24 protein-coding genes, 1 tRNA gene and 1 pseudogene are annotated in these 21,947 nt (G+C 60.2%); 14 read left to right on the top strand and 12 right to left on the bottom strand.

Annotation, left to right across the window (positions count from 1 at the left end; all coding sequences use genetic code 11):
* Positions 1 to 223 precede the first annotated feature (223 nt).
* Entirely contained in the window at positions 224 to 406 is a 183-nt protein-coding gene (locus tag GA0061101_RS19170; protein WP_092574511.1) for a hypothetical protein, read from the bottom strand.
* A gap of 355 nt (positions 407 to 761) precedes the next feature.
* Here GA0061101_RS19170 and GA0061101_RS19165 point away from each other — a divergent pair, with 355 nt between their 5' ends.
* The gene (locus GA0061101_RS19165; RefSeq protein WP_167669573.1) at positions 762 to 1,028 is read left to right on the top strand and encodes a DUF982 domain-containing protein; all 267 of its coding nucleotides are present in this window, start codon (positions 762 to 764) and stop codon (positions 1,026 to 1,028) included.
* A gap of 29 nt (positions 1,029 to 1,057) precedes the next feature.
* Here the strand turns inward: GA0061101_RS19165 and GA0061101_RS39465 are convergent, their stop codons facing one another.
* From GA0061101_RS39465 to GA0061101_RS19150, 4 genes are all read right to left on the bottom strand, one after another.
* On the bottom strand, positions 1,058 to 1,195 hold the full coding sequence (locus GA0061101_RS39465) for a hypothetical protein (protein WP_167669572.1): 138 nt from the start codon (positions 1,193 to 1,195) through the stop codon (positions 1,058 to 1,060).
* Between the two features lie 143 nt (positions 1,196 to 1,338).
* Positions 1,339 to 1,935, bottom strand: coding sequence for a Fic family protein (locus GA0061101_RS19160; RefSeq protein WP_092574508.1), 597 nt, complete (start codon positions 1,933 to 1,935; stop codon positions 1,339 to 1,341).
* A gap of 670 nt (positions 1,936 to 2,605) precedes the next feature.
* Positions 2,606 to 2,692: transfer RNA gene (locus GA0061101_RS19155), tRNA-Leu, on the bottom strand.
* A gap of 92 nt (positions 2,693 to 2,784) precedes the next feature.
* Positions 2,785 to 4,206 carry a phosphomannomutase gene (locus tag GA0061101_RS19150; protein ID WP_208865015.1) on the bottom strand — a complete coding sequence of 474 codons (1,422 nt, stop codon included), beginning with the start codon at positions 4,204 to 4,206 and terminating at the stop codon, positions 2,785 to 2,787.
* A 189-nt stretch (positions 4,207 to 4,395) separates the two neighbouring features.
* Here GA0061101_RS19150 and GA0061101_RS19145 point away from each other — a divergent pair, with 189 nt between their 5' ends.
* The gene (locus tag GA0061101_RS19145) at positions 4,396 to 4,824 is read left to right on the top strand and encodes a BA14K family protein (RefSeq protein WP_092574505.1); all 429 of its coding nucleotides are present in this window, start codon (positions 4,396 to 4,398) and stop codon (positions 4,822 to 4,824) included.
* A 24-nt stretch (positions 4,825 to 4,848) separates the two neighbouring features.
* On the opposite strand, the gene GA0061101_RS19140 is transcribed toward GA0061101_RS19145, so the two are convergent.
* Entirely contained in the window at positions 4,849 to 5,142 is a 294-nt protein-coding gene (locus GA0061101_RS19140) for an Rdx family protein (RefSeq protein WP_004108029.1), read from the bottom strand.
* Between the two features lie 227 nt (positions 5,143 to 5,369).
* On the opposite strand from GA0061101_RS19140, the gene GA0061101_RS19135 reads away from it, so the two are divergent.
* Entirely contained in the window at positions 5,370 to 6,104 is a 735-nt protein-coding gene (locus GA0061101_RS19135; RefSeq protein ID WP_092574504.1) for a type 1 glutamine amidotransferase, read from the top strand.
* A 102-nt stretch (positions 6,105 to 6,206) separates the two neighbouring features.
* Positions 6,207 to 6,662 (top strand): GFA family protein, encoded by a 456-nt coding sequence (locus tag GA0061101_RS19130; RefSeq protein WP_047556425.1) that lies wholly within the window; start codon positions 6,207 to 6,209, stop codon positions 6,660 to 6,662.
* Between the two features lie 21 nt (positions 6,663 to 6,683).
* Here GA0061101_RS19130 and GA0061101_RS19125 read toward each other — a convergent pair.
* Together GA0061101_RS19125 and lepA are read right to left on the bottom strand one after the other, a co-directional pair.
* A pseudogene (locus GA0061101_RS19125) lies at positions 6,684 to 6,841 on the bottom strand (type II toxin-antitoxin system CcdA family antitoxin); the annotation flags it as partial.
* 8 nt (positions 6,842 to 6,849) lie between these two features.
* Positions 6,850 to 8,682 carry a translation elongation factor 4 gene (lepA, locus tag GA0061101_RS19120; protein ID WP_037197167.1) on the bottom strand — a complete coding sequence of 611 codons (1,833 nt, stop codon included), beginning with the start codon at positions 8,680 to 8,682 and terminating at the stop codon, positions 6,850 to 6,852.
* Positions 8,683 to 8,854: 172 nt separating this feature from the next.
* Here lepA and GA0061101_RS19115 point away from each other — a divergent pair, with 172 nt between their 5' ends.
* Positions 8,855 to 9,427, top strand: a complete 573-nt coding sequence (locus tag GA0061101_RS19115) for a helix-turn-helix domain-containing protein (RefSeq protein ID WP_037197169.1) — start codon at positions 8,855 to 8,857, stop codon at positions 9,425 to 9,427.
* Between the two features lie 20 nt (positions 9,428 to 9,447).
* Positions 9,448 to 9,969: a GNAT family N-acetyltransferase gene (locus GA0061101_RS19110; RefSeq protein ID WP_037197171.1), complete on the top strand. Its 522-nt coding sequence runs from the start codon at positions 9,448 to 9,450 to the stop codon at positions 9,967 to 9,969.
* A gap of 10 nt (positions 9,970 to 9,979) precedes the next feature.
* On the opposite strand, the gene GA0061101_RS19105 is transcribed toward GA0061101_RS19110, so the two are convergent.
* Positions 9,980 to 10,585 (bottom strand): HAD family hydrolase, encoded by a 606-nt coding sequence (locus GA0061101_RS19105; protein WP_092574531.1) that lies wholly within the window; start codon positions 10,583 to 10,585, stop codon positions 9,980 to 9,982.
* A gap of 149 nt (positions 10,586 to 10,734) precedes the next feature.
* Between GA0061101_RS19105 and GA0061101_RS19100 the strand changes: the two genes are divergently transcribed.
* A complete protein-coding gene (locus tag GA0061101_RS19100) occupies positions 10,735 to 11,760 on the top strand; it encodes a histone deacetylase family protein (protein WP_092574503.1) in 1,026 nt (341 codons plus the stop codon).
* A gap of 97 nt (positions 11,761 to 11,857) precedes the next feature.
* Positions 11,858 to 12,769, top strand: a complete 912-nt coding sequence (locus tag GA0061101_RS19095) for an EamA family transporter (RefSeq protein WP_208865014.1) — start codon at positions 11,858 to 11,860, stop codon at positions 12,767 to 12,769.
* Between the two features lie 62 nt (positions 12,770 to 12,831).
* Here the strand turns inward: GA0061101_RS19095 and GA0061101_RS19090 are convergent, their stop codons facing one another.
* On the bottom strand, positions 12,832 to 13,299 hold the full coding sequence (locus tag GA0061101_RS19090) for a group III truncated hemoglobin (protein WP_092574502.1): 468 nt from the start codon (positions 13,297 to 13,299) through the stop codon (positions 12,832 to 12,834).
* Between the two features lie 265 nt (positions 13,300 to 13,564).
* Here GA0061101_RS19090 and mbfA point away from each other — a divergent pair, with 265 nt between their 5' ends.
* Positions 13,565 to 14,548: an iron exporter MbfA gene (gene mbfA / locus GA0061101_RS19085; RefSeq protein WP_037197179.1), complete on the top strand. Its 984-nt coding sequence runs from the start codon at positions 13,565 to 13,567 to the stop codon at positions 14,546 to 14,548.
* Positions 14,549 to 14,638: 90 nt separating this feature from the next.
* On the opposite strand, the gene GA0061101_RS19080 is transcribed toward mbfA, so the two are convergent.
* Both GA0061101_RS19080 and GA0061101_RS19075 read right to left on the bottom strand, forming a co-directional pair.
* Positions 14,639 to 15,238, bottom strand: a complete 600-nt coding sequence (locus tag GA0061101_RS19080) for a transglutaminase-like cysteine peptidase (RefSeq protein WP_037197180.1) — start codon at positions 15,236 to 15,238, stop codon at positions 14,639 to 14,641.
* A gap of 237 nt (positions 15,239 to 15,475) precedes the next feature.
* Positions 15,476 to 16,288: an alpha/beta hydrolase gene (locus GA0061101_RS19075; protein WP_047641184.1), complete on the bottom strand. Its 813-nt coding sequence runs from the start codon at positions 16,286 to 16,288 to the stop codon at positions 15,476 to 15,478.
* Positions 16,289 to 16,567: 279 nt separating this feature from the next.
* Here GA0061101_RS19075 and infC point away from each other — a divergent pair, with 279 nt between their 5' ends.
* The 5 genes from infC to pheT all read left to right on the top strand — a co-directional run bounded on the left by infC (position 16,568) and on the right by pheT (position 21,922).
* Positions 16,568 to 17,104, top strand: coding sequence for a translation initiation factor IF-3 (gene infC, locus GA0061101_RS19070; protein WP_173411338.1), 537 nt, complete (start codon positions 16,568 to 16,570; stop codon positions 17,102 to 17,104).
* A gap of 321 nt (positions 17,105 to 17,425) precedes the next feature.
* The gene (gene rpmI / locus GA0061101_RS19060; RefSeq protein WP_003544621.1) at positions 17,426 to 17,629 is read left to right on the top strand and encodes a 50S ribosomal protein L35; all 204 of its coding nucleotides are present in this window, start codon (positions 17,426 to 17,428) and stop codon (positions 17,627 to 17,629) included.
* A 37-nt stretch (positions 17,630 to 17,666) separates the two neighbouring features.
* Entirely contained in the window at positions 17,667 to 18,071 is a 405-nt protein-coding gene (gene rplT, locus GA0061101_RS19055; protein WP_047556345.1) for a 50S ribosomal protein L20, read from the top strand.
* Positions 18,072 to 18,400: 329 nt separating this feature from the next.
* The gene (gene pheS / locus GA0061101_RS19045; protein WP_047556343.1) at positions 18,401 to 19,483 is read left to right on the top strand and encodes a phenylalanine--tRNA ligase subunit alpha; all 1,083 of its coding nucleotides are present in this window, start codon (positions 18,401 to 18,403) and stop codon (positions 19,481 to 19,483) included.
* 15 nt (positions 19,484 to 19,498) lie between these two features.
* On the top strand, positions 19,499 to 21,922 hold the full coding sequence (gene pheT, locus GA0061101_RS19040) for a phenylalanine--tRNA ligase subunit beta (RefSeq protein WP_092574500.1): 2,424 nt from the start codon (positions 19,499 to 19,501) through the stop codon (positions 21,920 to 21,922).
* The last annotated feature ends 25 nt before the right edge of the window (positions 21,923 to 21,947 follow it).

Raw genomic sequence — 21,947 nt, 5'->3', positions numbered from 1 at the left:
GCGTCATGGATGCTGGCCTCCATTCCAGCATCCATCATGAATCACAATTCCGCTGATTTGGGAATCCAGAACGGATTCCCATAAGTCATGAACCGTAGTTCATACCGTAACGGTACCGCGCACGAGACTGCCGAAGGGACCTTCGGCGGTCTTTTTCATGTCCAGCATGAGGTTGAAAAGCGGGAGTCGGCAAAGCTGGACCGCACCGGTCCCGACAGGCAAACTATCCGGCCAGCGCTGTGGGTACGTCGGTCGGAAAGACCCCAATCCAGGCCAACACGGCCATGGCTGTGATGACGAGCAAATACCACATGCTCACATAGTCTCCGACCAGTCTCCTGTTCAATGCTGCGAAAAGCAGCGCGACACTGAAGGCAAGCCAGAGAAGGTTGCAGATGTGATCCATCTTTATTGTTCCCCTTATTCGTCTTTCCCCTCCTTGTGTGGAAGGTTAACCAGACGGGAGGCCAAGAGGTAGCTCTCAAGCGGGATGGAGGGTTGCGTAAAATGGGAGACGGAAGGCAACAAGGTGAATATCCAAGCAGCGTCCCACAACAGGTCGCTCGGACCGAAATCCTAAGAAAATCTGAACGGAACGCTCTCAGCCGAGGAACATCCGCCATTTCTCCACGTTATCAAACCATCATCCGAGGGCGAGGAGCTAGACCCATGGACTACTACACGACGATGGCCGCATGCGCCGGCACGGGATCATTCCTCATCGCCGCGTTGATGGCGCTTTACGGGTAAGGAGATCGGCTATGGAATATGGTGATTGGAGCAATCCCGTCATAGTCGACCTCGATGGGATCGGCCGATACGCGATCATCACGAATGCGCTCGATGCGGCGAACTGTATGAGCGAGGAGTGGCCTGTATATGGCGGGGCGGCTGTGAGTGAGGCCGTGCTGGTGTGTCTTGATGCCATTCTGGGCAAGGTGTCCGCCGAGGATTCGCGCGACGCTTTTCTCGAGGCAGCGCGCGAGGCCGGGCTTTACGTCAAATCGGACTCGGAGCGTTTTCACTAGGCCTATCCTGCATCAAGCACGCAAGGCGCTCAGTTTGGGTAGATCATCCAGAAAATAAGGCCCACGACGACGATGAACGCAAGGATGGAACCCACCATCCTGCCCAGTCCTTCGTTGACGTTACCGCTGCCGACAATCAGATCGTACCAGTCGCGATTGTCGCTCATCAGAAGTCCCTCAAGGTCTCGCCTATTAGGTCGCCATTTTCTCCACAGTCAACGGCTTAAAGATGATGCATGAATATGGGTCATGGGTGCGTACGCCAAGATTTCATTGCGAAGACTGGATGGCAGGCCATAAGCCAACTACCTCAATCCTCATCTCGAAGCTGGTCGAGCAGGAGCCCCGCCATATAGGCTTCCATATAGCTTAACTCTAGATTTCCATTGGCCCAAATTCTGTCGGTTTCGCGCAAGGCAGTAATATATGGATCTCTGTTTTCGCGAATGCGCTCCGGTACGATTTTACGACCTGGTAGAAGGCTTCCCGATCGCGCGCAGAGCAGGTAGTAACATACAGCCCGTGCGGTTCTGCCGTTGCCTTCCACAAATGGATGTATCCAGTTCAATCGCCACAAGCCATATCCAGCCAGTTGTGGGGGCGTTAGGTTATCCCAATTCTCATGAATGAAAGAGATAAACCTATCCATGAGATCGGGCACATCCTCGAAATGAGGCGGTATGTGATTGCCAACGTATATAGGTTCTTCCCTAAATCGCCCGCCAAATTGCGAAATCCCCGCGACGGCGGTGTGATTCAGAGCCCACAGCATATATTTATCGATTGCCTGCGGGCCTTGCTCGATACCTATCTCGATGAAATTCGTAAGCAAATCGTACTGACGAATTAGATTCTTTTCGAGAAGCGCATTATACAAATCGGGATATTGTTTTTCGGTAACCAGCATAAACAAAAAAGCCTGCCAAAGGCAGGCTCTCCAAATTGGATTTAAGAAGCTCGTTGCAATCTAACCGTCATTGAGGCCTGTCGCGCCGAGTCTTTAGTAATTTTCGAGCCTTCCGGAGCATTGCCATAGGCAAAGCTTGCGCGCTGCTCCCTAAGTTGCTCGTCTGTAATCCTCGCCGACCTGGCGCTATTCAAAAGCGCATCAAGCTCTGGACGAGCTGGCGCAGGTGTCATCGTTGATTTTCGAGCGGCCATAGGAATCTCCCTTTTGCGGTGCCAACCATCGCACAAATAAATTAATAGGCCCTGCAGCTTAAGCCGGTGCCATACCTTCCAATCTTAGGAACGGTTGTTGCCCCAACCTGTTCCCGCGTTGGAACTCTGCCTTGGTGAGAGTAGCTGCTTCGCCGATATCGGACTAGCGTATTTTCTCATCGACGAATCATAAGATTCCGTCCAACAGCCCTTTTCCGCCGGGCAGTGCATATTTGCCACATGTACTCGCTTTGTACTCCCGCAACTCAAGTTTGTCCAATCACGAATATATGTGCTTAGCGCGACATTAAAAAGAACATTGGGAGCGCAAATTTTGTCCCACGCCCCGAAGGGCAAAAAATTGTGAGACAATATTTGATGAAAATATCAGCAATATCAATGCTGAGAAAATGGAATGGTGCCCAGAAGAGGACTCGAACCTCCACACCCTTTCGGGTACCAGCACCTGAAGCTGGCGCGTCTACCAATTCCGCCATCTGGGCGACGGACACGCATGTAAGGGGGTGGCCGTCTGGTGTCAACAGGGTTTTTGAAGTTTTCGTGTCAATCTGGAAAAAAGCGGTTGAAGCCCGGGTCAGACCCGGGCTGCCGCCCACGCGGTGATCAGGCCAAGTCCCTGTTCCAGCAGGGCCTTTGCCTCGTTTTCGCTTCCGGCTTCGACATAGCAGCGCATTTCCGGCGCGTTTCCGGAGGGGCGGAAATGAATGATTCGGCCGTCCACAAGCGTTACCCGCAGCCCGTCTATGTCGCTCTTCGATGTCACTCCGGCAATGGGGCTAAGGAAGTCCGCGAGATTGGCGTCGGAAGCGCGCAAATAGGCCATCAGCGCGGCGCTGGTTTCCACAGGGAAATTCTCCAGACGGTCGGCGGCGGCAAAGGGCAGGCGATAGCCGCCGGCCACGGCGGAGAGCGGTTTCTTCGCCTGTGCGGCGGCATAGAGCGTCGCGAGGATCGGCAGGAAGCTGTCGCGTGTCGGCAGGGCGTCGAAGGGCTTGCCCGCGACGGTGAAGCGGCTCGCCGTCAGCGTGCCGCCATTGGCCTCGAAACCCATGACATTGGCCTTGCCGGCGGCAACGGCTTCGTCCATGCCGGCGATCACATAAGGCGAGCCGACGCGGGTGCGGGTGACCGCATAGGAGCCGGCGGCTTCGATGCCGGAATTGGAGGTGATCGGGGTCACCACGACCTCGGCGCCGAGGAAGTTCGCGGCGATGAGGCCGAGCAGATCGCCGCGCAGCGGCTCGCCGGTTTCATCCGCGACAAGCGGCCGGTCGCCATCGCCATCAGCCGAGACGATGGCATCAAGCCCGTGCTCCGGCGCCCAGCCCTTCAGCAGCCGGATGGTATCGGCGGAAACGGCCTCGGTATCGACCGGAATGAAGCTCTCGGAGCGGCCGAGCGGCACCACGCGAGCGCCGTAATGGGCAAGCACCTGGCCGAAGAGGTCGCGGGCGACCGTGCTGTGCTGATAGACGCCGATGGTGAGGCCCGCGAGGCTGCCTGCGGGAAGCAGACCCTTGTTGCGTTCCAGGAACAGCGCTTCGGTCTCCGCCGTGCGATTTTCGGCACTGCCTGATGTCTCGTCGATGAGCGTGTCGATGATCGCGGTTGCTTCCGCGCTGATCGCCAGCTCGTCCTGCTTGTCGATCTCGCCGTCCGGCCGGTAGAATTTGATGCCGTTGCGATCGGCGGGAATATGCGAGCCGGTGATCATCAGCGAGGCGGCTTTGAGGTGCAGCCCGTAAAGCGCCAGTGCGGGGGTCGGCAGCGCGCCGCAATCGATCGGCGTCAGACCGGCACGCTTCAGGGCGCCGATGCAGGTGGCTGAAATGGCAGGGCTCGACTCGCGGAAGTCGCGGCCGACGAGAATGAGGTCGCCGGGTTTGGCATGGCCGCTCTTCAACAGGTGGTGGGCAAAGGCGGTCGCATAGAGGGCGGATGCCCGTCCGATGAGGTCGACGGACAGGCCGCGAAGGCCGCTGGTGCCAAATTTCAAGCTGCTCACGGGCAATCTCCTCGGAATGATTGCGCTGTTATGGCGCAAGCCGTCTTAAGGATCAACCGATCGTGAAGCGTTGTTTTCCGGTTGCGGCAGCACTGGTTTTGCCACCGTCATGACCCCAAATAGATATGGAAGCGCCGCGGCAGCGACATCGGCTGGCGGCGCCCGCTACAGGAGTTTATCATGGCTGTTTTCGGCAGGATCGCGTTCGGTTGCGCTCTCGGTTTCGCCTTGCTGGCGCATGCGGATTTCGCCGCTGCCGCTTCCGATCCTCCGAGGATCGTCATTCCGCCGCGCACCACCAACTCCGTCATTTGTGATTCTCGCGGCTGCTTCGGCTTCGGGTCACGGCAATTCTATACCCGTCCCGGCCAGCCCCTTCCCATCACGCCGCCCTATACCGGCGGCACGAACCGTTACGACAGCCCGCGGATTCAGATCCCTCCGCGCGAAGACTATAGGCCCCCGAGGGTCGTCTATCCGTCGCCGGCGCAGCAGCGCGCGCGGCATCAGATGTGGTGCGCCGAACGCTATCGGACCTATAACCCAGGCACCAACCTCTATTCCACCATCCATCACGGCTTCCAGACCTGCCGTTCGCCCTTTGACTGAGGGCTGCGGCCGGCAATAGGCAGCTCAGCTTTCCAGCGATGCGCGGTCCGTATGGCCGAGATCGCGCTCGGGGTCGATGATATCGCGCACCCGCTGCTTCAGCTCCTTCGGCCCGGGGAAACCGCCGTCGCGCTTGCGTTCCCACAAGAGCTCGCCATCGATGCGGATTTCGAAGACGCCGCCGGTGCCGGGTATCAGCGCCACTTCGCCGAGACTGTCGGTGAAAGTCTGCAGCAGCTCTTGCGCCATCCAGCCGGAGCGCAGCAGCCAGTTGCATTGCGTGCAATAGAGAATGGTGATCCGCGGCTTGTCGCTCATCGTTGTCATCCTTCGTCGTTTGATGACATCTAGAGCATTTCCAGGAAAAGTGTGAAGCGGTTTTCCGTGCGGAAATGCGCAAAAACAAAAGGATAGAGCGCTGCCGTGACCTTGTTTGGAACGGAAGCGCTCCAGGCTCAACCTTGGCGGGCTGCAAGCTAGGCCCTTGCCTGATCACCCCGCCTCGTGCTCATCTCTGGCGAGAACATTGCTCGGGAATCATCGGCATGCGCGTCGCAATCATCGAGAATATGAAGAATACCCCGCTCGGCGCCCTCGGCATCGCGCTGGAGGAGGCGGGAGCTGAGGCCGAATGGTTCCGCGCATGGGACGGCGAAGCGCTTCCCAAGGATACGGCATCTTATGACGCGCTCGTCGTGCTCGGCGGCGAACAGAATGCCCGCGACGACGAAACCCATCCCTACCTGCCGGAGCTGGCGCAGCTGATGCGCCGCTTCGAGAGTGAGGATAAGGCCGTGCTCGGCATCTGCCTCGGCAGCCAGATCCTTGCGCGCGCCTACGAGGCGGAAAATCTCATCGGCGCAGCCGACGAATTCGGCTGGAAAACGGTGGGCCTGACCGAGGAGGGCAAGACGGATCCGCTGCTCGCCGGCGTCGGCGACCAGTTCACCATTTTCGAATGGCACTCCGATACCTTCACCCTGCCGGCCGGCGCCGTGCGCCTGGCGACCAACGGCGTCGCGCAGAACCAGGCCTATCGCATCGGCCGCGCCACCTATGGCACGCAGTTCCACTTCGAGGCCAATGCAGCCGTGGTCGACCGCTGGCGTACCGAATTCAAGGCGACGATCGAAAGCAAGGAACCGGGTTGGCTGGAAAGCTATCCGGAGCTTGTTGCCCAACATGCGGAAGCTGCGGAGACTGCGGGCTTGGCGATTGCGCGCGCTTGGGTCCAGACGATCGGAACGCGGCAGAGGCTTCTTCAGGCAGAGGAAGCATGAGGATTGCTATAGGCTTCCAATTCAGAGGGAAGCCGGTGTCGGCATCATCCGAAGATGAATGCCGGCGCCGATATATCATCGAAGACGGGAGGAGATAAGATCATGACGACGCTGGAACTACCCTGCGAGGGCGGCTGCCGTTGCGGGCAGGTGCGGTTGAAGATCAGCGCCAAGCCCTTGCTGACCATGGCCTGCCATTGCACCGGCTGCCAGCGCATGACCGGCAGCGCCTATTCGCTGAGCGCCGCTATCCCCTCCGATGGTTTCGAGGTGACGCAGGGCGAACCGGTCATCGGCGGCCTGCATGGCGACGCCATCCATCATTATTTCTGCCCGCATTGCATGAGCTGGATGTTCACAAAGCTCGACGGCGTGGATTGGTTCGTCAATCTGCGCGCCACCATGCTCGATGACCCCAGCTGGTTCACGCCCTTCATCGAAACCTGGACGAGCGAAAAACTGCCCTGGGTGACGACACCGGCCAAGCACAGCTACGCCGCGCTGCCGGCGATGGAAGAGTATGAAGGTTTGACGAAGGAATATATGGCGCAGGCCTAAACCTGCAGCGAACCCACGCCGTCAGAATTGCCGGTATTTCGCAAAAGGCAGACGTGCTTTTCGATATAGGCATTTGCTTCGGCAATCGCCTCTGCATTTTCGACGAGCCAGAAACGTTCGCGCTCAATCTTGCTGGCGCGAGCGGATTTGTCTTCAATAGGATGTGAGGTATCGATCTTCGAGTCGCTCACTCATCCCCCATCTTCAGCGCCGCAATGAACGCTTCCTGCGGGATTTCGACCTTGCCGAACTGCCGCATGCGCTTCTTGCCTTCCTTCTGCTTGTCCAGCAGCTTGCGCTTGCGGGTGGCGTCGCCGCCGTAGCACTTGGCGGTCACGTCCTTGCGCAGCGCCTTCACCGTCTCGCGGGCGATGATGCGCCCGCCGATAGCAGCCTGGATCGGGATCTGGAACATGTGCTGCGGGATCAGGTCCTTCAGCTTCTCGCACATGACGCGGCCGCGCTTTTCGGCGGCCGAGCGGTGCACCAGCATGGACAGCGCGTCGACCGGCTCGGCATTGACGAGGATCGACATCTTGACGAGATCGCTCTCGCGATAGTCGGTCAGGCTGTAGTCGAAGGAGGCATAGCCCTTGGAAATCGACTTCAGGCGGTCGTAGAAATCGAAGACGACTTCGTTGAGCGGCAGGTCGTAGGTGATCATGGCGCGGTTGCCGACATAGGTCAGCTCGGTCTGGACGCCGCGGCGGTCCTGGCAGAGCTTCAGGATCGAGCCGAGATAATCGTCCGGCGTCAGGATCGTCGCCTTGATCCACGGTTCGCGGAATTCGGCGATCTTGACCACATCGGGCATGTCGGCCGGATTGTGCAGCTCGATCTCGGTGCCGTCGGTCATGGTGAGCTGATAGACGACGGAAGGGGCCGTCGCGATCAGGTCGAGATTGAATTCGCGCTCCAGGCGCTCCTGGATGATTTCCAGATGCAGCAGGCCGAGGAAGCCGCAGCGGAAGCCGAAGCCGAGTGCAGCTGACGATTCCATCTCGAAGGAGAAGCTGGCGTCGTTGAGGCGCAGTTTGCCCATGGCCGAGCGCAGATCTTCGAAATCGGCGGCATCGACCGGGAAGAGGCCGCAGAACACCACAGGCTGGGCCGGCTTGAAGCCGGGCAGGGCCGCGGCGGTCGGGCGCTTGTCCTCGGTAATGGTATCACCGACGCGGGTATCAGCCACTTCCTTGATCGAGGCGGTGATGAAACCGATCTCGCCGGGGCCGAGGCTCTCGACGGTCAGCATCTTCGGCGTGAGAACACCGACGCGCTCGATCTGGTATTTCACGTCCGTGCCCATCATGCGGATGGTCTGGCCCTTGGTCATCACGCCGTCGATGATGCGCACGAGAACCATGACGCCGAGATAGGTGTCGTACCAGCTGTCGACCAGCAGCGCCTTCAACGGTGCCTTTTCTCCGCCGGGGCTCTTGGGCGCCGGCAGCTTGTGGACGATGGCTTCGAGAACGTCGGGAATGCCGAGGCCGGTCTTGGCCGAGATCAGCACGGCCTCGGAGGCGTCGATGCCGATGACTTCCTCGATCTGCGCCTTGATGCGGTCCGGTTCGGCCGCCGGCAGGTCGATCTTGTTGAGAACGGTGACGATCTCGTGATTGTTGTCGATCGCTTGATAGACATTGGCGAGCGTCTGCGCTTCCACGCCCTGGCTGGCATCGACCACCAGCAGCGAGCCTTCGCAGGCCGACAGCGAGCGCGAGACTTCATAGGCGAAGTCGACGTGGCCGGGTGTGTCGATCAGGTTGAGGATATAGGTCTCGCCATTGTTGGCCTTGTAGTGCAGGCGCACCGTCTGGGCCTTGATGGTGATGCCACGCTCGCGCTCGATATCCATGCTGTCGAGCACCTGCTCCGACATCTCGCGTTCGGCCAGGCCACCCGTCGTCTGGATCAGACGATCGGCCAGCGTCGATTTGCCGTGGTCGATATGGGCCACGATCGAGAAGTTGCGGATGTGCGAAAGCGGTGTGGTGGAATTGGTGCTCATGCGCGCCATATAGCAGCGCCGCCCCGCGCCGCAAAGCGGAAAAGCGGGGTTTTGACGGCTATATTCACGCTGTGGCAGGGTTTTCTGACGTCACGGCCGGCAGATTATGATCATGCTTGATTCCATCATTGGATCGTGTAATTCTCTTATAATAGAATTTCAGCGCAGATGATGGAGTCAAATGGCTGATGATGATCTGGAACTGGCGATCGGCGCGCGGATCAAGCATCTGCGTATCGCTCGCGGCCTGACGCTGGACGAGTTGGCGAATGCCTCCGCCGTCAGCCGCGCGATGATCTCGCGCATCGAGCGGGCCGAGGCAAGCCCGACGGCGTCCCTGCTGTCGCGGCTCTGCGCGGCGCTCGGCCTGTCGCTTTCGGCCTTCTTCGCCGAGGACGATAATGATGTGTCGCCGCTGGCTCGCCGCGACCAGCAGGCGGTCTGGCGCGATCCGGAAACCGGCTATGTCAGGCGTGCCGTCTCGCCGCCTGGAACGGGCTCGAAGGTCGATCTCGTCGAAGTCGTCTTTCCCGTCGGCGCACGCGTCAGCTTTCCGCCGAATAGCGCGAGCCTCGGCATGACCCAGCATGTCTGGCTGTTCGAGGGCGAGATGGAGGTGACCCACCGCGATATCACGCATCGCCTGATGCCCGGCGATTGCCTCTACATGGGCGTCGGCGATGGCCATGCCTTCCACAATCCCGGTGAGGCCCCTGCGCGCTATTGCGTCATCCTCGATCGCGGCCGTTCATAAAACCATCCAAGGACCGTTTCATGCCCGACATTCGCCTTCTATCCGCTGCTGATGCCCGTACTGTCCTCTCCGATCTTTGCGAGGTGCTTGCCGATTGCGTCAATGGCGGTGCCTCCGTCGGATTCATGCAGCCCTATGGATCTGCTGATGCCGTGCCCTATTGGCAAGGCGTTGCCGATAGTGTCGAGAGCGGCGCGACATTGCTTCTTGTCGCCGAGATCGAAGGCAAGGTTGTCGGCACCGTGCAAGTGGGCGCGGCGCAGATGCCGAACCAGCCGCATCGTGGCGATCTGAAGAAGTTGCTGGTGCACCGCGCCGCCCGCGGCAAGGGTCTCGCCCGTCTCTTGATGGAAGCGGCGGAGCGCGAGGCATCCCGCGCCGGCAAGAGCTTGCTGGTGCTCGATACGGCTACCGGCAGCGAAGCCGAGGCGATCTATCCGCGTCTCGGCTGGCAACGCGTCGGCGTGATCCCGGATTATGCGATGTGGCCGGAGGGCGGCCTCTGCGACACGACCATTTTCTACAAGCGCATCGCTGCGTGAGAGTGCCGTCTCAGGCGGAAAAGGCGGCGATGGCGTCCTGCAGTCTCATGCCGGATGTCCATTGCTTCGCCTTCCAGCCAAACTGACGCGCCGCCGCGATATTCGCCTCGACATCGTCGATGAAGCCGATCTCGTCGGCGGCGATGCCGACCTTCTCGGTCGCCAGCTGAAAGAATTCGGCTGCCGGCTTTTGATAGCCGAGAGCGGCGGAATAGAAAATGCCGTCAAAGCGCGCGGAAAGCCCGAGCTTCTCCATGAGATAGCCGGCGCGCAGATGCTCCTGATTGGTCGCAAGGAACATTTGCGTCCCCTCCGCCCGCAGCGCGGCGAGGTCGTCCAGCAGTGTGTGGTCGAGGCGAGAATCGTTTTCGAGCCAGTAGTCGATCAGCGTTCTCGCGCTGAGGTGGGGAGCAATTGTGCCGAGAACCTCGACCAGCCTCGGTTCCAGCGCGTCGCGACCGGTGACGATATCGCGCCAATAGGTTTTGAAGAATGCTTCTTGCAGCACATCCAGCTGCAGCCCCAGATCGCGTTGCAGATAGGTGAAAAGCGGCAGGCCGTCGCTCGGCCGGCCATGGATCAATACGCCATCGACATCGACCATCAGGATTTTCATGCCGAATGCCCCCAATTTGCGAGATGTGAGCGGAAGATGCCGTCGTTTCCCATTGCGTTCAAGGGCGCACACCCGGCTCTTTTTTCTTGGCGACGATGCATGTAAGCCTTTGCGTCGACATAACTTAGCCTGTCATGGAGGGGACGACAATGCGGGTCATTTACTCGGAGGATCATAAGCTCAGGGACGCCAAGACCGAGCTGCATGACGGTCAGCTCGTCACGCCCTTCGAAGCGCCGTTCCGCGCCGAATGGATCCTCGCCGCCGTCAAGGAGGCGGGCTTTCGCGACGTAGTCGCCCCCGAGGCGTATGGGTTGGAGACAGCGCGCAAGGTGCATGATCCCGCCTATCTCGATTTCCTGGGTGTGGTCTGGGAGCGCTGGGTTGCGGCTGGCTACAAGGGCGAGGCGATCTCCAATTCCTTTCCCGTCAGGCGCACCAGCCAGCGCATACCGGAAAACATCGTCGGCTTGATCGGCCACTATGCCAATGCCGCCGATACCTCGATTACCAAGGGATCCTACGAGGCAGCCATCGCCTCGATGCGCTGCGCTCTGACGGGGGCCGACTGGCTCCATGCGGGCAATCGTTTCGCCTTCGCGCTCTGCCGCCCGCCCGGTCATCACGCCGGTTTCGATCTCTTCGGCGGCTATTGCTTCATCAACAATGCCAGCGTCGCGGCGCAGCGCCTGCGCGATCATGGTGCGGCCAAGGTGGCGGTGCTCGACGTCGATTTCCATCACGGCAACGGCACGCAGGACATATTCTACCAGCGCGGCGACGTCTTCACCGCCTCGCTGCACGGCGATCCGATCCATGCCTTTCCCTATTTCCTCGGTCATGCAGACGAGGAAGGGGAAGGTGACGGGCTCGGCACGAACCGCAACTATCCCCTGCCGCGCGGCACGCCCTGGGAGGTCTGGTCGGCGGCGCTGGACGACGCGCTGTCCCGGATCAAGGCATTCGGTACCGAGGCGATCGTGCTTTCGCTCGGCGTCGACACGTTCGAGCGCGATCCGATCTCCTTCTTCAAACTGGCGTCGGAGGATTTCATTCGCATGGGTGCGCGTATCGCGGCTGCCGGCTTGCCTGTTCTTGTCTGTATGGAGGGCGGCTATGGCGTGCCGGAGATCGGGCTGAATGTCGCTAACGTGCTGAAGGGCCTCGAAGGCTGACCGATTCTTGTATCAAAGCGTCTGATCGCAGGATGAAAAGTTTGAATTTGCCAGTCTCTGGCTCGGCCTCCAAAAGCCTCGCATAAGAGGAGAGGCCATGGATCAGAAGATTGTCGAAGGCGGCTCGGATGGCGGCGCGGCGCTGATGCCGCATCCGGATGTGGCGACGTCCTCGGGCGGCATCGCCGCCGGTGTGCTCATGTGCCTGCTGTCCATGTCATCGATCCAATTCGGCTCGGCACTGTCGTCTCCGATCATCAACGCCTATGGTCCGGCCGGCGCGACATGGCTGCGGCTTGTCTTCGCGTCCGCCGCATTGGCGCTCATCGTCCGTCCGAAGATCATGAGCTACAGCCGCACGCAATGGCTCGGCGTGCTGGCGCTCGGCACCGTATCGGCGCTGATGACGACGTCCTTCTTCTCGGCGATTGCTCGTATTCCCTTGGGTCTTGCCGTCGCCGTCGAATTTCTCGGACCTCTGCTTGTCGCGACCCTCGGCTTCGGCCTCAGCCGTCAGCTTCTCTGGCCCGTCTTTGCCGCTGTCGGCGTTCTGCTATTGGCCTATGACGGCGAGGAATGGGTGGGCAACCTGCCTGGTATCCTCTTTGCCATCGGCGCGGGCGCGGGATGGGCCTGCTACATCCTGCTGACGAAGAAGGTCGGCAATGCTTTTCAGGGCCTTGAAGGGCTTTCCGTGTCGCTGCTGGTTGCGGCAGTCGTTTCGACGCCCTTCGGCTTCGTCTCCGCGGTCCCGCATCTGACGGCCTTTGGCCTCCTCGAAATAGCCGGCTTGGCGCTGCTCGTTCCGTTGCTTCCCTATGTGCTGGAAATGGTGGCGCTGCGGCGCATGCCCACCTCGTCCTTCGGCATTCTCATGAGCCTCGAGCCCGCCATCGGCGCCTTCGCGGGCTTCGTCATCCTGTCGCAGCCGATGACCCCGTCGCAGATGTTCGGCACGGGGCTTGTCGTTGCCGCCAGTATCGGGGCGACTGTGTTTGCTGGGAGTTGATGAGCTTTCGCTATGCTGAGCCTCTCACACTCCCCTCCGCCAACTCGAAGCAAGATGATCGCTCATCCACCCTGTCGCGCCGGATCATCCACCGCTGGATTGTAAAACAACGACAATACCAGGCTTTTGGCGATGCGTTCGGCGGTGGCCATGAACCAGCTTTTCGCCTCCTCGGTGGGCGCGATATCATCAAGTGTCTGCGAAAACAGCGCCAGCCACTCCGGAAAGAGATCGGCGGCGATACCCTCGACGCCGAGATGCGCCTGCACCGGCTTGCCGCCATAGGCGCCGTTCTTGAAGGCGACCGAGGACCAGAAGCGTTTCATCTTTTCCATATGATCCGGCCAGCGCCCGGCAAGGCGGCCGTCGAATACCGGCCCGAGGCGCGGATGGGTCTGGATGCGCGCGTAAAACGTTTCGACCAACCTGTCGATGAAGGCGGCATCGATGCCCATGCGCGTCATCTCCGCTTCGGCTTTTTCGCGAATGCCGGCGAGATGGGCGGCTCGTCCCTGTATGTGGTTTTCCATATGATGCTCCCGCCGGTCCTGCGCGGAACGCCGCGGCGGCCGGCTTTCGTCCCCGCCTGTCTATGCTATTTCATGGCAAAGCCAAGACGTCATGCAGGCGTTGCGGCAATCTGTCAAAGTGGCGTTACAATATTCCGCTCTCCTTATTTATGCATTACCCCCTTTCTGAGGCGAGATTTCCGTTGGAGACATCGCCTCGGCGCTTGACCGGCACGACGGCTCACTTTACTTTTAGAATAATTCTAAAAGTAAGAGGCTGCCTCTCATGTTGTTGGGTTTTTTCCGTTCGCCGAAACGTTCCTTTACCTCCCTGTCCGAGCAGGAGATCCTGGCCATAGCCATCGCCGCCGAAGAGGACGATTCACGCATTTATCTCGCCTATGCCGACATATTGCGCCCGAATTTTCCCGAGTCCGCCAAAGTCTTCGAGGATATGGCCGAGGTCGAGGATACTCATCGCAAGACCCTGATCGACATGCATCGCAAGCGGTTCGGCGAGCGCATTCCGCTGATCCGGCGCGAGCATGTGAGTGGTTTCTATGAACGCAAGCCGGACTGGCTGCGCAAGAACCTCTCGCTCGACGCCATGCGCGAGGAAGCGGAGGCGATGGAGCAGCAGGCCTATAATTTCTACGTCGAGGCCGCCAAGCAGGTCTCGGATGCCTCGACACGCCGGCTTCTCGGCGATCTGGCGCTGGCCGAGCAGGGCCACGAGGACGTCGCCCGCATGCTCGGCGACAAGCATACGCCGGAAACCGTCAAGCACGAGGAGGACGCGCATGCGCGTCGCCAGTTCGTGTTGACGTATGTGCAGCCGGGTCTCGCTGGCCTCATGGATGGTTCCGTCTCGACGCTCGCGCCGATCTTCGCCGCCGCCTTCGCCACGCAGCAGACCTCGCAGACCTTCCTGGTCGGCCTCTCGGCCTCGGTCGGTGCCGGCATTTCCATGGGTTTCACTGAAGCCGCCCATGATGACGGTAAGATTTCCGGTCGTGGCTCGCCGATCAAGCGCGGTCTTGCCTGCGGGATCATGACTACGCTCGGCGGCCTTGGTCATGCGCTGCCCTATCTCATTCCGCAGTTCTGGACGGCGACGATCATCGCGGCCATCGTCGTCTTCTTCGAGCTCTGGGCCATTGCCTTCATCCAGAACAAATATATGGAGACACCGTTTCTGCGTGCCGCCTTCCAGGTGGTGGTCGGCGGCTCCCTCGTGCTCGCAGCGGGCATATTGATCGGAAACGCTTAGGGCGTGTCGCCGCCCTGCTTTCCTGAACCAATGAACAAAGAAGGCCGGCAAATCTGCCGGCCTTCTTTGCGAGGTCGATGATTTCGGTGCTTACTTGACGGCGCCGACCAGAACGTCGTTGCCGTTCTCGATGGTGACCCAGCGACCGGCGTTGAAGCTCGCCTGACGCTTCAGGTAGGAATAGGGGGTCTTGGACCAGATCTTTATCTCGTCCTCGAGATTGTCGAGGATATAATCGCCCTGCTTCGTGCGTAGCGTCAGCACGGCATGGCCCTCGCCGTCGGGCTTGCGCACGACCGTCATCAACAGGTCGGAGGCGGAGATGCCGCTCTGCATCAGCAGCCTGCGCTTCAATAGGGCAAAATCCTCACAGTCGCCGGCGGTCTTCGGATATTCCCAATATTCTTCCTGGCCGTAGACTTCCATGTCCGTCGCGGGCCGGATGGTCTTGTTGACGCGCAGGTTGATCTGGTTGACCAGCGCCCAGGAGGCGGCATTCAAGTCGACCGGGCCGACATTGCGGGTCGGGCCGCACTCGTCGGTGTGCCTCTGGCAGAAATCATAGTGCCCGATAGGCTGGGAAGTGACGTTGCCGACGGTCATCGACGCGGTCTGCTGAGACGCCGGCATCGCCGACGACGACATCGCAACTATAGCAGCGAAAGCAACCAAAAGGCCCTTAATACGCACGCCCACTATTCCTTGTATCGTCCCTGCATTTGTTAACAAATTGTTAATGTAGGGGGGCGTGCGAAGTCAATCGTTACTTAAGTGTTAACGTCGGAACCGGCCTATATGGTTAATTTCGGCACAATCAAGGAGATAGTTGCCATAATCTCATGCCTCCTGCGATTACGGAGGTACCAAGCCAACCCGCCACGACGAGGGAGCCGCTTATCAATCTGGCGACATGATAGCTATTTGATTTTATGCAATATTATGCGTTGCCAGCGTCTCCGCTGCCGCCAGCATGCGCTCCAGATCCTGCGGTCGTGACAGGCGGTGATCGCCGTCACGCACAAGTGTTAACACCACGTCGTCGGCAGGCAGGTGCTCGACCAGCTTCAACGAATGGGCAAAGGGCACGTCGGCGTCCTGCATCCCCTGCAGGATATGGACCGGGCAGCCGGTCTCGATGATGCCGGTCAGCACGCGATTGGCGCGGCCGTCCTCGATGAGGGCGCGGGTGAAGATGTTCGGCTCGGGACTATAGTCCGACGGTTCTTCGAAATAGCCGCGCTCTGCCAGCGAGCGCCGCTCGACATCGGAGAGATTGGGCTCGATGAGATCCACGGTGAAATCCGGGGCCGGCGCAATCAGCAGGAGACCTGCGATGGCAGGCGCCTCTTTGCGCTTGCGCAATTCCTGGATGGCCCTGAGCGCGATCCAACCGCCCATGGAGGAGCCGACGAGGACGATCCGGGTCGGCTTGGCATGCTCTATGACATCAAGCGCCTCTTCCAGCCAGCGCGAGATCGTGCCGTCGGTGAACTTGCCGCCGGATTGGCCGTGGCCGGAATAGTCGAAGCGGATGCAGCCGAGACCGAGCCGCTCGGCGAGCGCATCCAGTTCCAGCGCCTTGGCGCCGCTCATGTCGGATCGATAGCCGGATAGCCACACGAAGCTTATGTCCTTCGAGCCCTTGCCGGCGGCACGCTGGCAGACGGCGATTTGACGCTGGCCGTCGCCCGTGCCAACGGAAAGGAAGGTCGGCTGAGTGCCTGCGGCTGCTTCGGACATCAAGAAACTCCCGGAATTTTTGCCCTATAGAGCAGATTCGCGCGCGCATGACCCGAAAAATCGTCGGGCTTTTCACGCGGGTTTCCACTTCTTTTTGGAATAATACTGTGTCCTTCGCGCATCTTGCGCTGCCGTGATACTGTATTGACACGCAAGAGGTGATTTTTTCCTGATGTCATGCTATTGACTTCAACACAGCTTTTACGACATTTCCGTCAGTTGCGCTGATGGGAGCGAGAGGCTGCAGCTAATCCGAAACAATTCGTGGAGAATACGACCATTCGCAGACCCTTTAAAACCGATGCGCCCGTAAAGGACGGGCCACGTTCCAACAGGGAAATTCGCATTCCCAAAGTTCAGCTCATTGGAGCTGACGGCGCTAATATGGGTATCGTCGCGACGGACCAGGCGTTGAGAATGGCAGAGGAGGCCGGCCTCGATCTGGTGGAGATTTCCCCCAATGCTGAACCGCCTGTGTGCAAGATTCTCGATCTGGGCAAGCTGAAATACGCTAACCAGAAGAAGGCCGCCGAGGCGCGCAAGAAGCAGAAGATCGTCGAAGTCAAAGAAATCAAGATGCGTCCGAACATCGACACCCATGACTATGAGGTGAAGATGAAGGCGATCGGCCGTTTCTTCGAGGAAGGCGACAAGGTGAAGGTGACCTTGAAGTTCCGTGGCCGCGAAATGGCCCACCAGGAACTCGGCATGAAGCTTCTTCAGCAGGTCAAGGAAGACACGATTGAGATCGCCAAGGTGGAAGCCGAGCCCAAGCTCGAAGGCCGTCAGATGATGATGGTGCTTGCGCCGAAGTGAGGCGCAGGTTGGAGTAAGAGGTCGGAGCCGTCCCATTGGGCGGCTTTTTCCTTTTTTGCAGCAATGTCGATGCCTGTCATCGATCTGCAAAGATTCACGCGTCTGGCCCGTTGCACTCTGAGGCAACTGCGGTTATAAGCGCGCGTCCGAACTGACCGGCAGGGCATGCCGTGGCAGTTCAGAATGCTGGCGGGGCGGTTCATCACCGTATCCGCCGTTCAACAACAAACGCTCCGGCACCTTGTCGCAGCCCGGCCTAGCCGGATCTGTGGGAAGGGCTTTTTAGCAAAGCGCGCACGGAAGCACCAAAGGAGTAGCAAAATGCCCAAGATGAAGACGAAGTCCTCTGCCAAGAAGCGGTTCAAGATCACCGCGACCGGCAAGGTCAAGGCAGCCGCTGCTGGCAAGCGCCACGGCATGATCAAGCGTAGCAACAAGTTCATTCGCGATGCCCGCGGCACCATGGTTCTCGCAGAACCGGATGGCCGTAAGGTAATCAAGAACTACTTGCCGAACGGTCTCTAAGACTATTCGTAACGCTATAGACTAAGGAGATCATGAAATGGCACGTGTAAAAAGAGGCGTTACCGCCCACGCCAAGCATAAGAAGGTTCTGAAGCAGGCTCGCGGCTTCTACGGCCGCCGCAAGAACACCATCCGTACCGCCAAGGCCGCTGTCGATCGTTCCAAGCAGTACGCTTACCGCGACCGCAAGGTCAACAAGCGCAATTTTCGCGCCCTCTGGATCCAGCGCATCAATGCTGCCGTCCGCGAATCCGGCCTGACCTACGGCCGCTTCATCGACGGCCTGACCAAGGCTGGCATCGAAGTCGACCGTAAGGTTCTCTCCGATATGGCGATCCATGAGCCGGAAGCTTTCGGTGCGCTCGTTGCTGCCTCCAAGAAGGCGCTCGAGTACCTGAAGGATGCCGGCACGAAGAACGAGTTTGAAGCAGTCGTTAGCTAACGCCGCTTCGCACGTCTTTCGTAAATTCATTATGAAACCCGCGCTGGCAAAACCGGCGCGGGTTTTGTGTTTTGCAGCCTACGCTTTTCCATCGTGTCAGGCGGTCCTGTCGGGCGGAACCCCGGGAAATGGATCGCGTATCGGGCGGCAAGTGCCAAGGACCGCTTTCTCGGCGGGTTTTTGTCATTTGCCCGGTTGATTGGCCGCTTGCACATGGGTAGTGATCTGCAGCGCCTCATCGTTGCCAAAAGCTGTCTGATGTGGGCGTTCATCCATTATTCCGCGGACTGAGCGGCGTTCCAAGCCCGCCGCCCGCAAGGCAGGATCAGATGACGGAACTCGTAACACTTGAAACCCAACTCATGGCCGATGTGGCCGCGGCGACCGACGAGCAGTCGATCGAGGCGATCAGGGTGGCCGCGCTCGGCAAGAAGGGCTCGGTTTCGGAACTGCTGAAGACGCTGGGCTCGATGTCGCCGGAAGAGCGGCAGACACGGGGTGCTGCGATCAACGCGCTGAAGAACTCCGTCACCGAGGCCATCAATGCCCGCAAGGGCGCGTTGAAGGATGCCGCCATCGACGCGAAGCTGAAGGCCGAGACCGTCGATGTCAGCCTGCCGGTGCGCTCTTCTCCGGCTGAACGCGGCCGCATTCATCCGATCAGCCAGATCGTCGACGAGATCACCGCGATCTTCGGCGACATGGGCTTCTCGATCGCCGAAGGCCCGGATGTCGAGACCGATTACTATAACTTCACGGCGCTGAACTTCCCTGAAGGACATCCGGCCCGCGAGATGCACGATACCTTCTTCTTCCAGCCGGACGATAAGGGTGAGCGCAAGGTGCTGCGCACGCACACCTCGCCGGTGCAGATCCGCACTATGGAAGCGCAAAAGCCGCCAATCCGCATCATCATTCCCGGCAAGACCTACCGCCAGGATAGCGACGCCACGCATTCGCCGATGTTCCATCAGGTCGAGGGCCTGGTCATCGACAAGACGGCGAATGTCGCCAATATCCGCTGGGTGCTGGAAGAATTCTGCAAGACCTTCTTCGAGGTCGACAATGTGACGATGCGTTTCCGTCCGTCCTTCTTCCCGTTCACGGAGCCGTCCTTCGAGGTCGATATCCAGTGCGACCGCTCCGGCCCGATCGTCAAGTTCGGCGAGGGCACCGACTGGATGGAAATCCTCGGCTGCGGCATGGTGCATCCGAACGTGCTGCGCTATGGCGGCCTCGATCCGGATGAGTATCAGGGCTTTGCCTGGGGCATGGGCCTCGACCGCATCGCCATGCTGAAATATGGCATGCCGGACCTGCGCGATTTCTTCAATGCCGACGTCCGCTGGATGAACCATTACGGCTTCCGCCCCCTCGACATGCCGACTTTGTTCGGCGGCCTGAGCGCGTAAGCAAGGATTGATCAGATGAAATTCACACTCTCCTGGCTGAAAGAGCACCTGCAAACGGATGCCGCGCTCGACGAAATCTGCGCCCGCCTGACGATGATCGGGCTTGAGGTCGAGGATGTCGACGACAAGGCCGCTTTCAAGCCTTTCGTCATCGCCAAGGTTCTGACGGCCGAAAAGCACCCCCAGGCCGATCGTCTGAAGGTGCTGATGGTCGATACGGGCAGTGGCGCCCCGGTTCAGGTCGTCTGCGGTGCGCCGAATGCGCGCGCCGGCCTCGTCGGCGCCTTTGCTGCGCCGGGCACTTACGTTCCCGGCATCGATGTGACGCTCGCCGTCGGCAACATCCGTGGCGTCGAGAGCCGCGGCATGATGTGCTCGGAAAAGGAACTGGAAATCTCCGACAGCCATGACGGCATCATCGACTTGCCCGAGGATGCGCCTGTCGGCACCAGCTTTGCTGCCTATGCCGGCCTCGACGATCCGATCATCGAGATCAACCTGACGCCGAACCGCCCGGATTGCACCAGCGTCTACGGCATTGCCCGCGATCTCGCCGCCTCCGGCCTCGGTACGCTGAAGCCGCTCGCGATGCCGGCCTTCGCCGTCGAAGGCGAAACGCCCGTCGCGCTGAAGATCGTGCTCGACGATACCAGGCTTTGCCCCGGCTTCGCCCTTCGCCTCGTGCGCGGCGTCAAGAACGGCCCGAGCCCGAAGTGGATGCAGCAGCGGCTGCTCGCCATCGGCCTTCGCCCCATTAGCGCGCTGGTCGATATCACCAACTACATGACCTTCGACCAGGGCCGGCCGATGCACGTCTTCGACGCGGCCAAGGTCAAGGGCAATCTGGTGGTGCGCCGCGCCAGGGACGGCGAGACCGTGCTGGCGCTCGACCAGCGCGAATACAAGCTGAACCCGAGCAATGTCGTGATCGCCGATGATAACGGCGTCGAGTCGATCGGCGGCATCATGGGCGGCGAGCATTCCGGCTGCGACGAGAACACAACCGATGTGCTGATCGAGTCGGCGCTCTGGGACCCGATGAACATCGCCAAGAGCGGCCGCAGCCTCGGCATCATCACCGATGCGCGCTATCGCTTCGAGCGCGGCGTCGATCCGGAATATATGGTTCCAGGCCTCGAGCGCACGACCGAGCTGGTGCTTGCCTGCTGTGGCGGCACGGCCGCCATGGCCAAGGTCGAAGGTTACAAGGGTTATGAGCCCAAGATCGTCGATTTCCCGCTGTCGGAAGTTAAGCGCCTGACCGGCCTCGAGGTCTCTGCCGAGGAAAGCAAGTCCATTCTGACGAAGCTCGGCTTCTCGGTGTCCGGTTCCGGCGAACGTGTCTCCGTCGCCGTTCCCTCCTGGCGTCCGGATGTCGACGGCAAGGCCGACCTCGTCGAAGAAATCATGCGCATCCACGGCGTCGACAACATCAAGCCGCAGCCGCTTAGCAGTCATGCCGCGGTCAACGGCAAGATCCTGACGGTGCTGCAGATCCGCACCCGCTCGGCCAAGCGGGCGCTTGCTGCCCGCGGCATGCTGGAAGCCGTCACCTGGTCGTTCATCGCTGAAGACCAGGCGAAGCTCTTCGGCGGCGGCTCCAACGCGCTGAAGCTCGCCAACCCGATCGCCTCAGACATGTCCGACATGCGCCCTTCGCTGCTGCCGGGTCTGCTCTCGGCCGCGCAGCGCAACGCCGACAAGGGCTATGGCGACGCCGCGATCTTCGAAGTTTCCGGCACCTATGAGAACGACACGCCCGAGGGTCAGCGCCGCGTTGCCGGCGGCATTCGCCGTGGCACGGCGACGCTCGCCGGCGCCGGGCGCATGTGGTCGAACGCCGCCAAGGGCGGCGGCAAGCCGGTTGATGTCTTCGATGCCAAGGCTGACGCGCTGGCGGTCATCGAAGCCTGCGGCCTGCCCATGAGCAATATCCAGATCGAGCATGGTGGCCCCGCCTGGTATCACCCCGGCCGTTCCGGCACCATCAAGATGGGCCCGAAGGTCGTGCTTGGCTACTTCGGCGAATTCCACCCGAAGACGCTGGAAGCGCTCGACGTGTCAGGCGCGCTCGCCGGCTTCGAAGTCTATATCGATGCCATGCCCGAGCCGAAGAAGAAGGCGACGCGCACCAAGCCGGCACTTGAGCTTTCGCCGTTCCAGGCCGTCAAGCGCGACTTCGCCTTCGTGGTCGACAAGACGGTGGAAGCCGGCGCCATCGTCCGCGCCGCTGTCGGCGCCGACCGCAAGCTGGTGACCGGCGTCAACGTCTTCGACATTTTCGAGGGCGCATCGCTCGGCGAAGGCAAGAAGTCGATCGCCATCGAGGTGCAGATCCAGCCGGCCGAGCGCACGCTGACCGACGAGGATTTCGAGGCGCTCACGCAGAAGATCGTCGCCAATGTGACGAAGGCGACGGGTGGAGTTTTGCGGGGTTAATCTGCTGCTATCGAGTTTGCGGAGG

It is taken from the genome of Martinezella lusitana, from assembly GCF_900094565.1.
Classification (GTDB): domain Bacteria; phylum Pseudomonadota; class Alphaproteobacteria; order Rhizobiales; family Rhizobiaceae; genus Rhizobium; species Rhizobium lusitanum.
This window is presented reverse-complemented; position numbering and strand designations above follow the sequence as displayed.

Coding starts and splice junctions, on each gene's coding strand:
- GA0061101_RS19170 (WP_092574511.1), bottom strand. CDS start 406: ATGGATCACATCTGCAACCTTCTCTGGCTTGCCTTCAGTGTCGCGCTG.
- GA0061101_RS19165 (WP_167669573.1), top strand. CDS start 762: ATGGAATATGGTGATTGGAGCAATCCCGTCATAGTCGACCTCGATGGG.
- GA0061101_RS39465 (WP_167669572.1), bottom strand. CDS start 1,195: ATGAGCGACAATCGCGACTGGTACGATCTGATTGTCGGCAGCGGTAAC.
- GA0061101_RS19160 (WP_092574508.1), bottom strand. CDS start 1,935: ATGCTGGTTACCGAAAAACAATATCCCGATTTGTATAATGCGCTTCTC.
- GA0061101_RS19145 (WP_092574505.1), top strand. CDS start 4,396: ATGGCTGTTTTCGGCAGGATCGCGTTCGGTTGCGCTCTCGGTTTCGCC.
- GA0061101_RS19140 (WP_004108029.1), bottom strand. CDS start 5,142: ATGAGCGACAAGCCGCGGATCACCATTCTCTATTGCACGCAATGCAAC.
- GA0061101_RS19135 (WP_092574504.1), top strand. CDS start 5,370: ATGCGCGTCGCAATCATCGAGAATATGAAGAATACCCCGCTCGGCGCC.
- GA0061101_RS19130 (WP_047556425.1), top strand. CDS start 6,207: ATGACGACGCTGGAACTACCCTGCGAGGGCGGCTGCCGTTGCGGGCAG.
- lepA (WP_037197167.1), bottom strand. CDS start 8,682: ATGGCGCGCATGAGCACCAATTCCACCACACCGCTTTCGCACATCCGC.
- GA0061101_RS19115 (WP_037197169.1), top strand. CDS start 8,855: ATGGCTGATGATGATCTGGAACTGGCGATCGGCGCGCGGATCAAGCAT.
- GA0061101_RS19110 (WP_037197171.1), top strand. CDS start 9,448: ATGCCCGACATTCGCCTTCTATCCGCTGCTGATGCCCGTACTGTCCTC.
- GA0061101_RS19105 (WP_092574531.1), bottom strand. CDS start 10,585: ATGAAAATCCTGATGGTCGATGTCGATGGCGTATTGATCCATGGCCGG.
- GA0061101_RS19100 (WP_092574503.1), top strand. CDS start 10,735: ATGCGGGTCATTTACTCGGAGGATCATAAGCTCAGGGACGCCAAGACC.
- GA0061101_RS19095 (WP_208865014.1), top strand. CDS start 11,858: ATGGATCAGAAGATTGTCGAAGGCGGCTCGGATGGCGGCGCGGCGCTG.
- GA0061101_RS19090 (WP_092574502.1), bottom strand. CDS start 13,299: ATGGAAAACCACATACAGGGACGAGCCGCCCATCTCGCCGGCATTCGC.
- mbfA (WP_037197179.1), top strand. CDS start 13,565: ATGTTGTTGGGTTTTTTCCGTTCGCCGAAACGTTCCTTTACCTCCCTG.
- GA0061101_RS19075 (WP_047641184.1), bottom strand. CDS start 16,288: ATGTCCGAAGCAGCCGCAGGCACTCAGCCGACCTTCCTTTCCGTTGGC.
- rpmI (WP_003544621.1), top strand. CDS start 17,426: ATGCCCAAGATGAAGACGAAGTCCTCTGCCAAGAAGCGGTTCAAGATC.
- rplT (WP_047556345.1), top strand. CDS start 17,667: ATGGCACGTGTAAAAAGAGGCGTTACCGCCCACGCCAAGCATAAGAAG.
- pheS (WP_047556343.1), top strand. CDS start 18,401: ATGACGGAACTCGTAACACTTGAAACCCAACTCATGGCCGATGTGGCC.
- pheT (WP_092574500.1), top strand. CDS start 19,499: ATGAAATTCACACTCTCCTGGCTGAAAGAGCACCTGCAAACGGATGCC.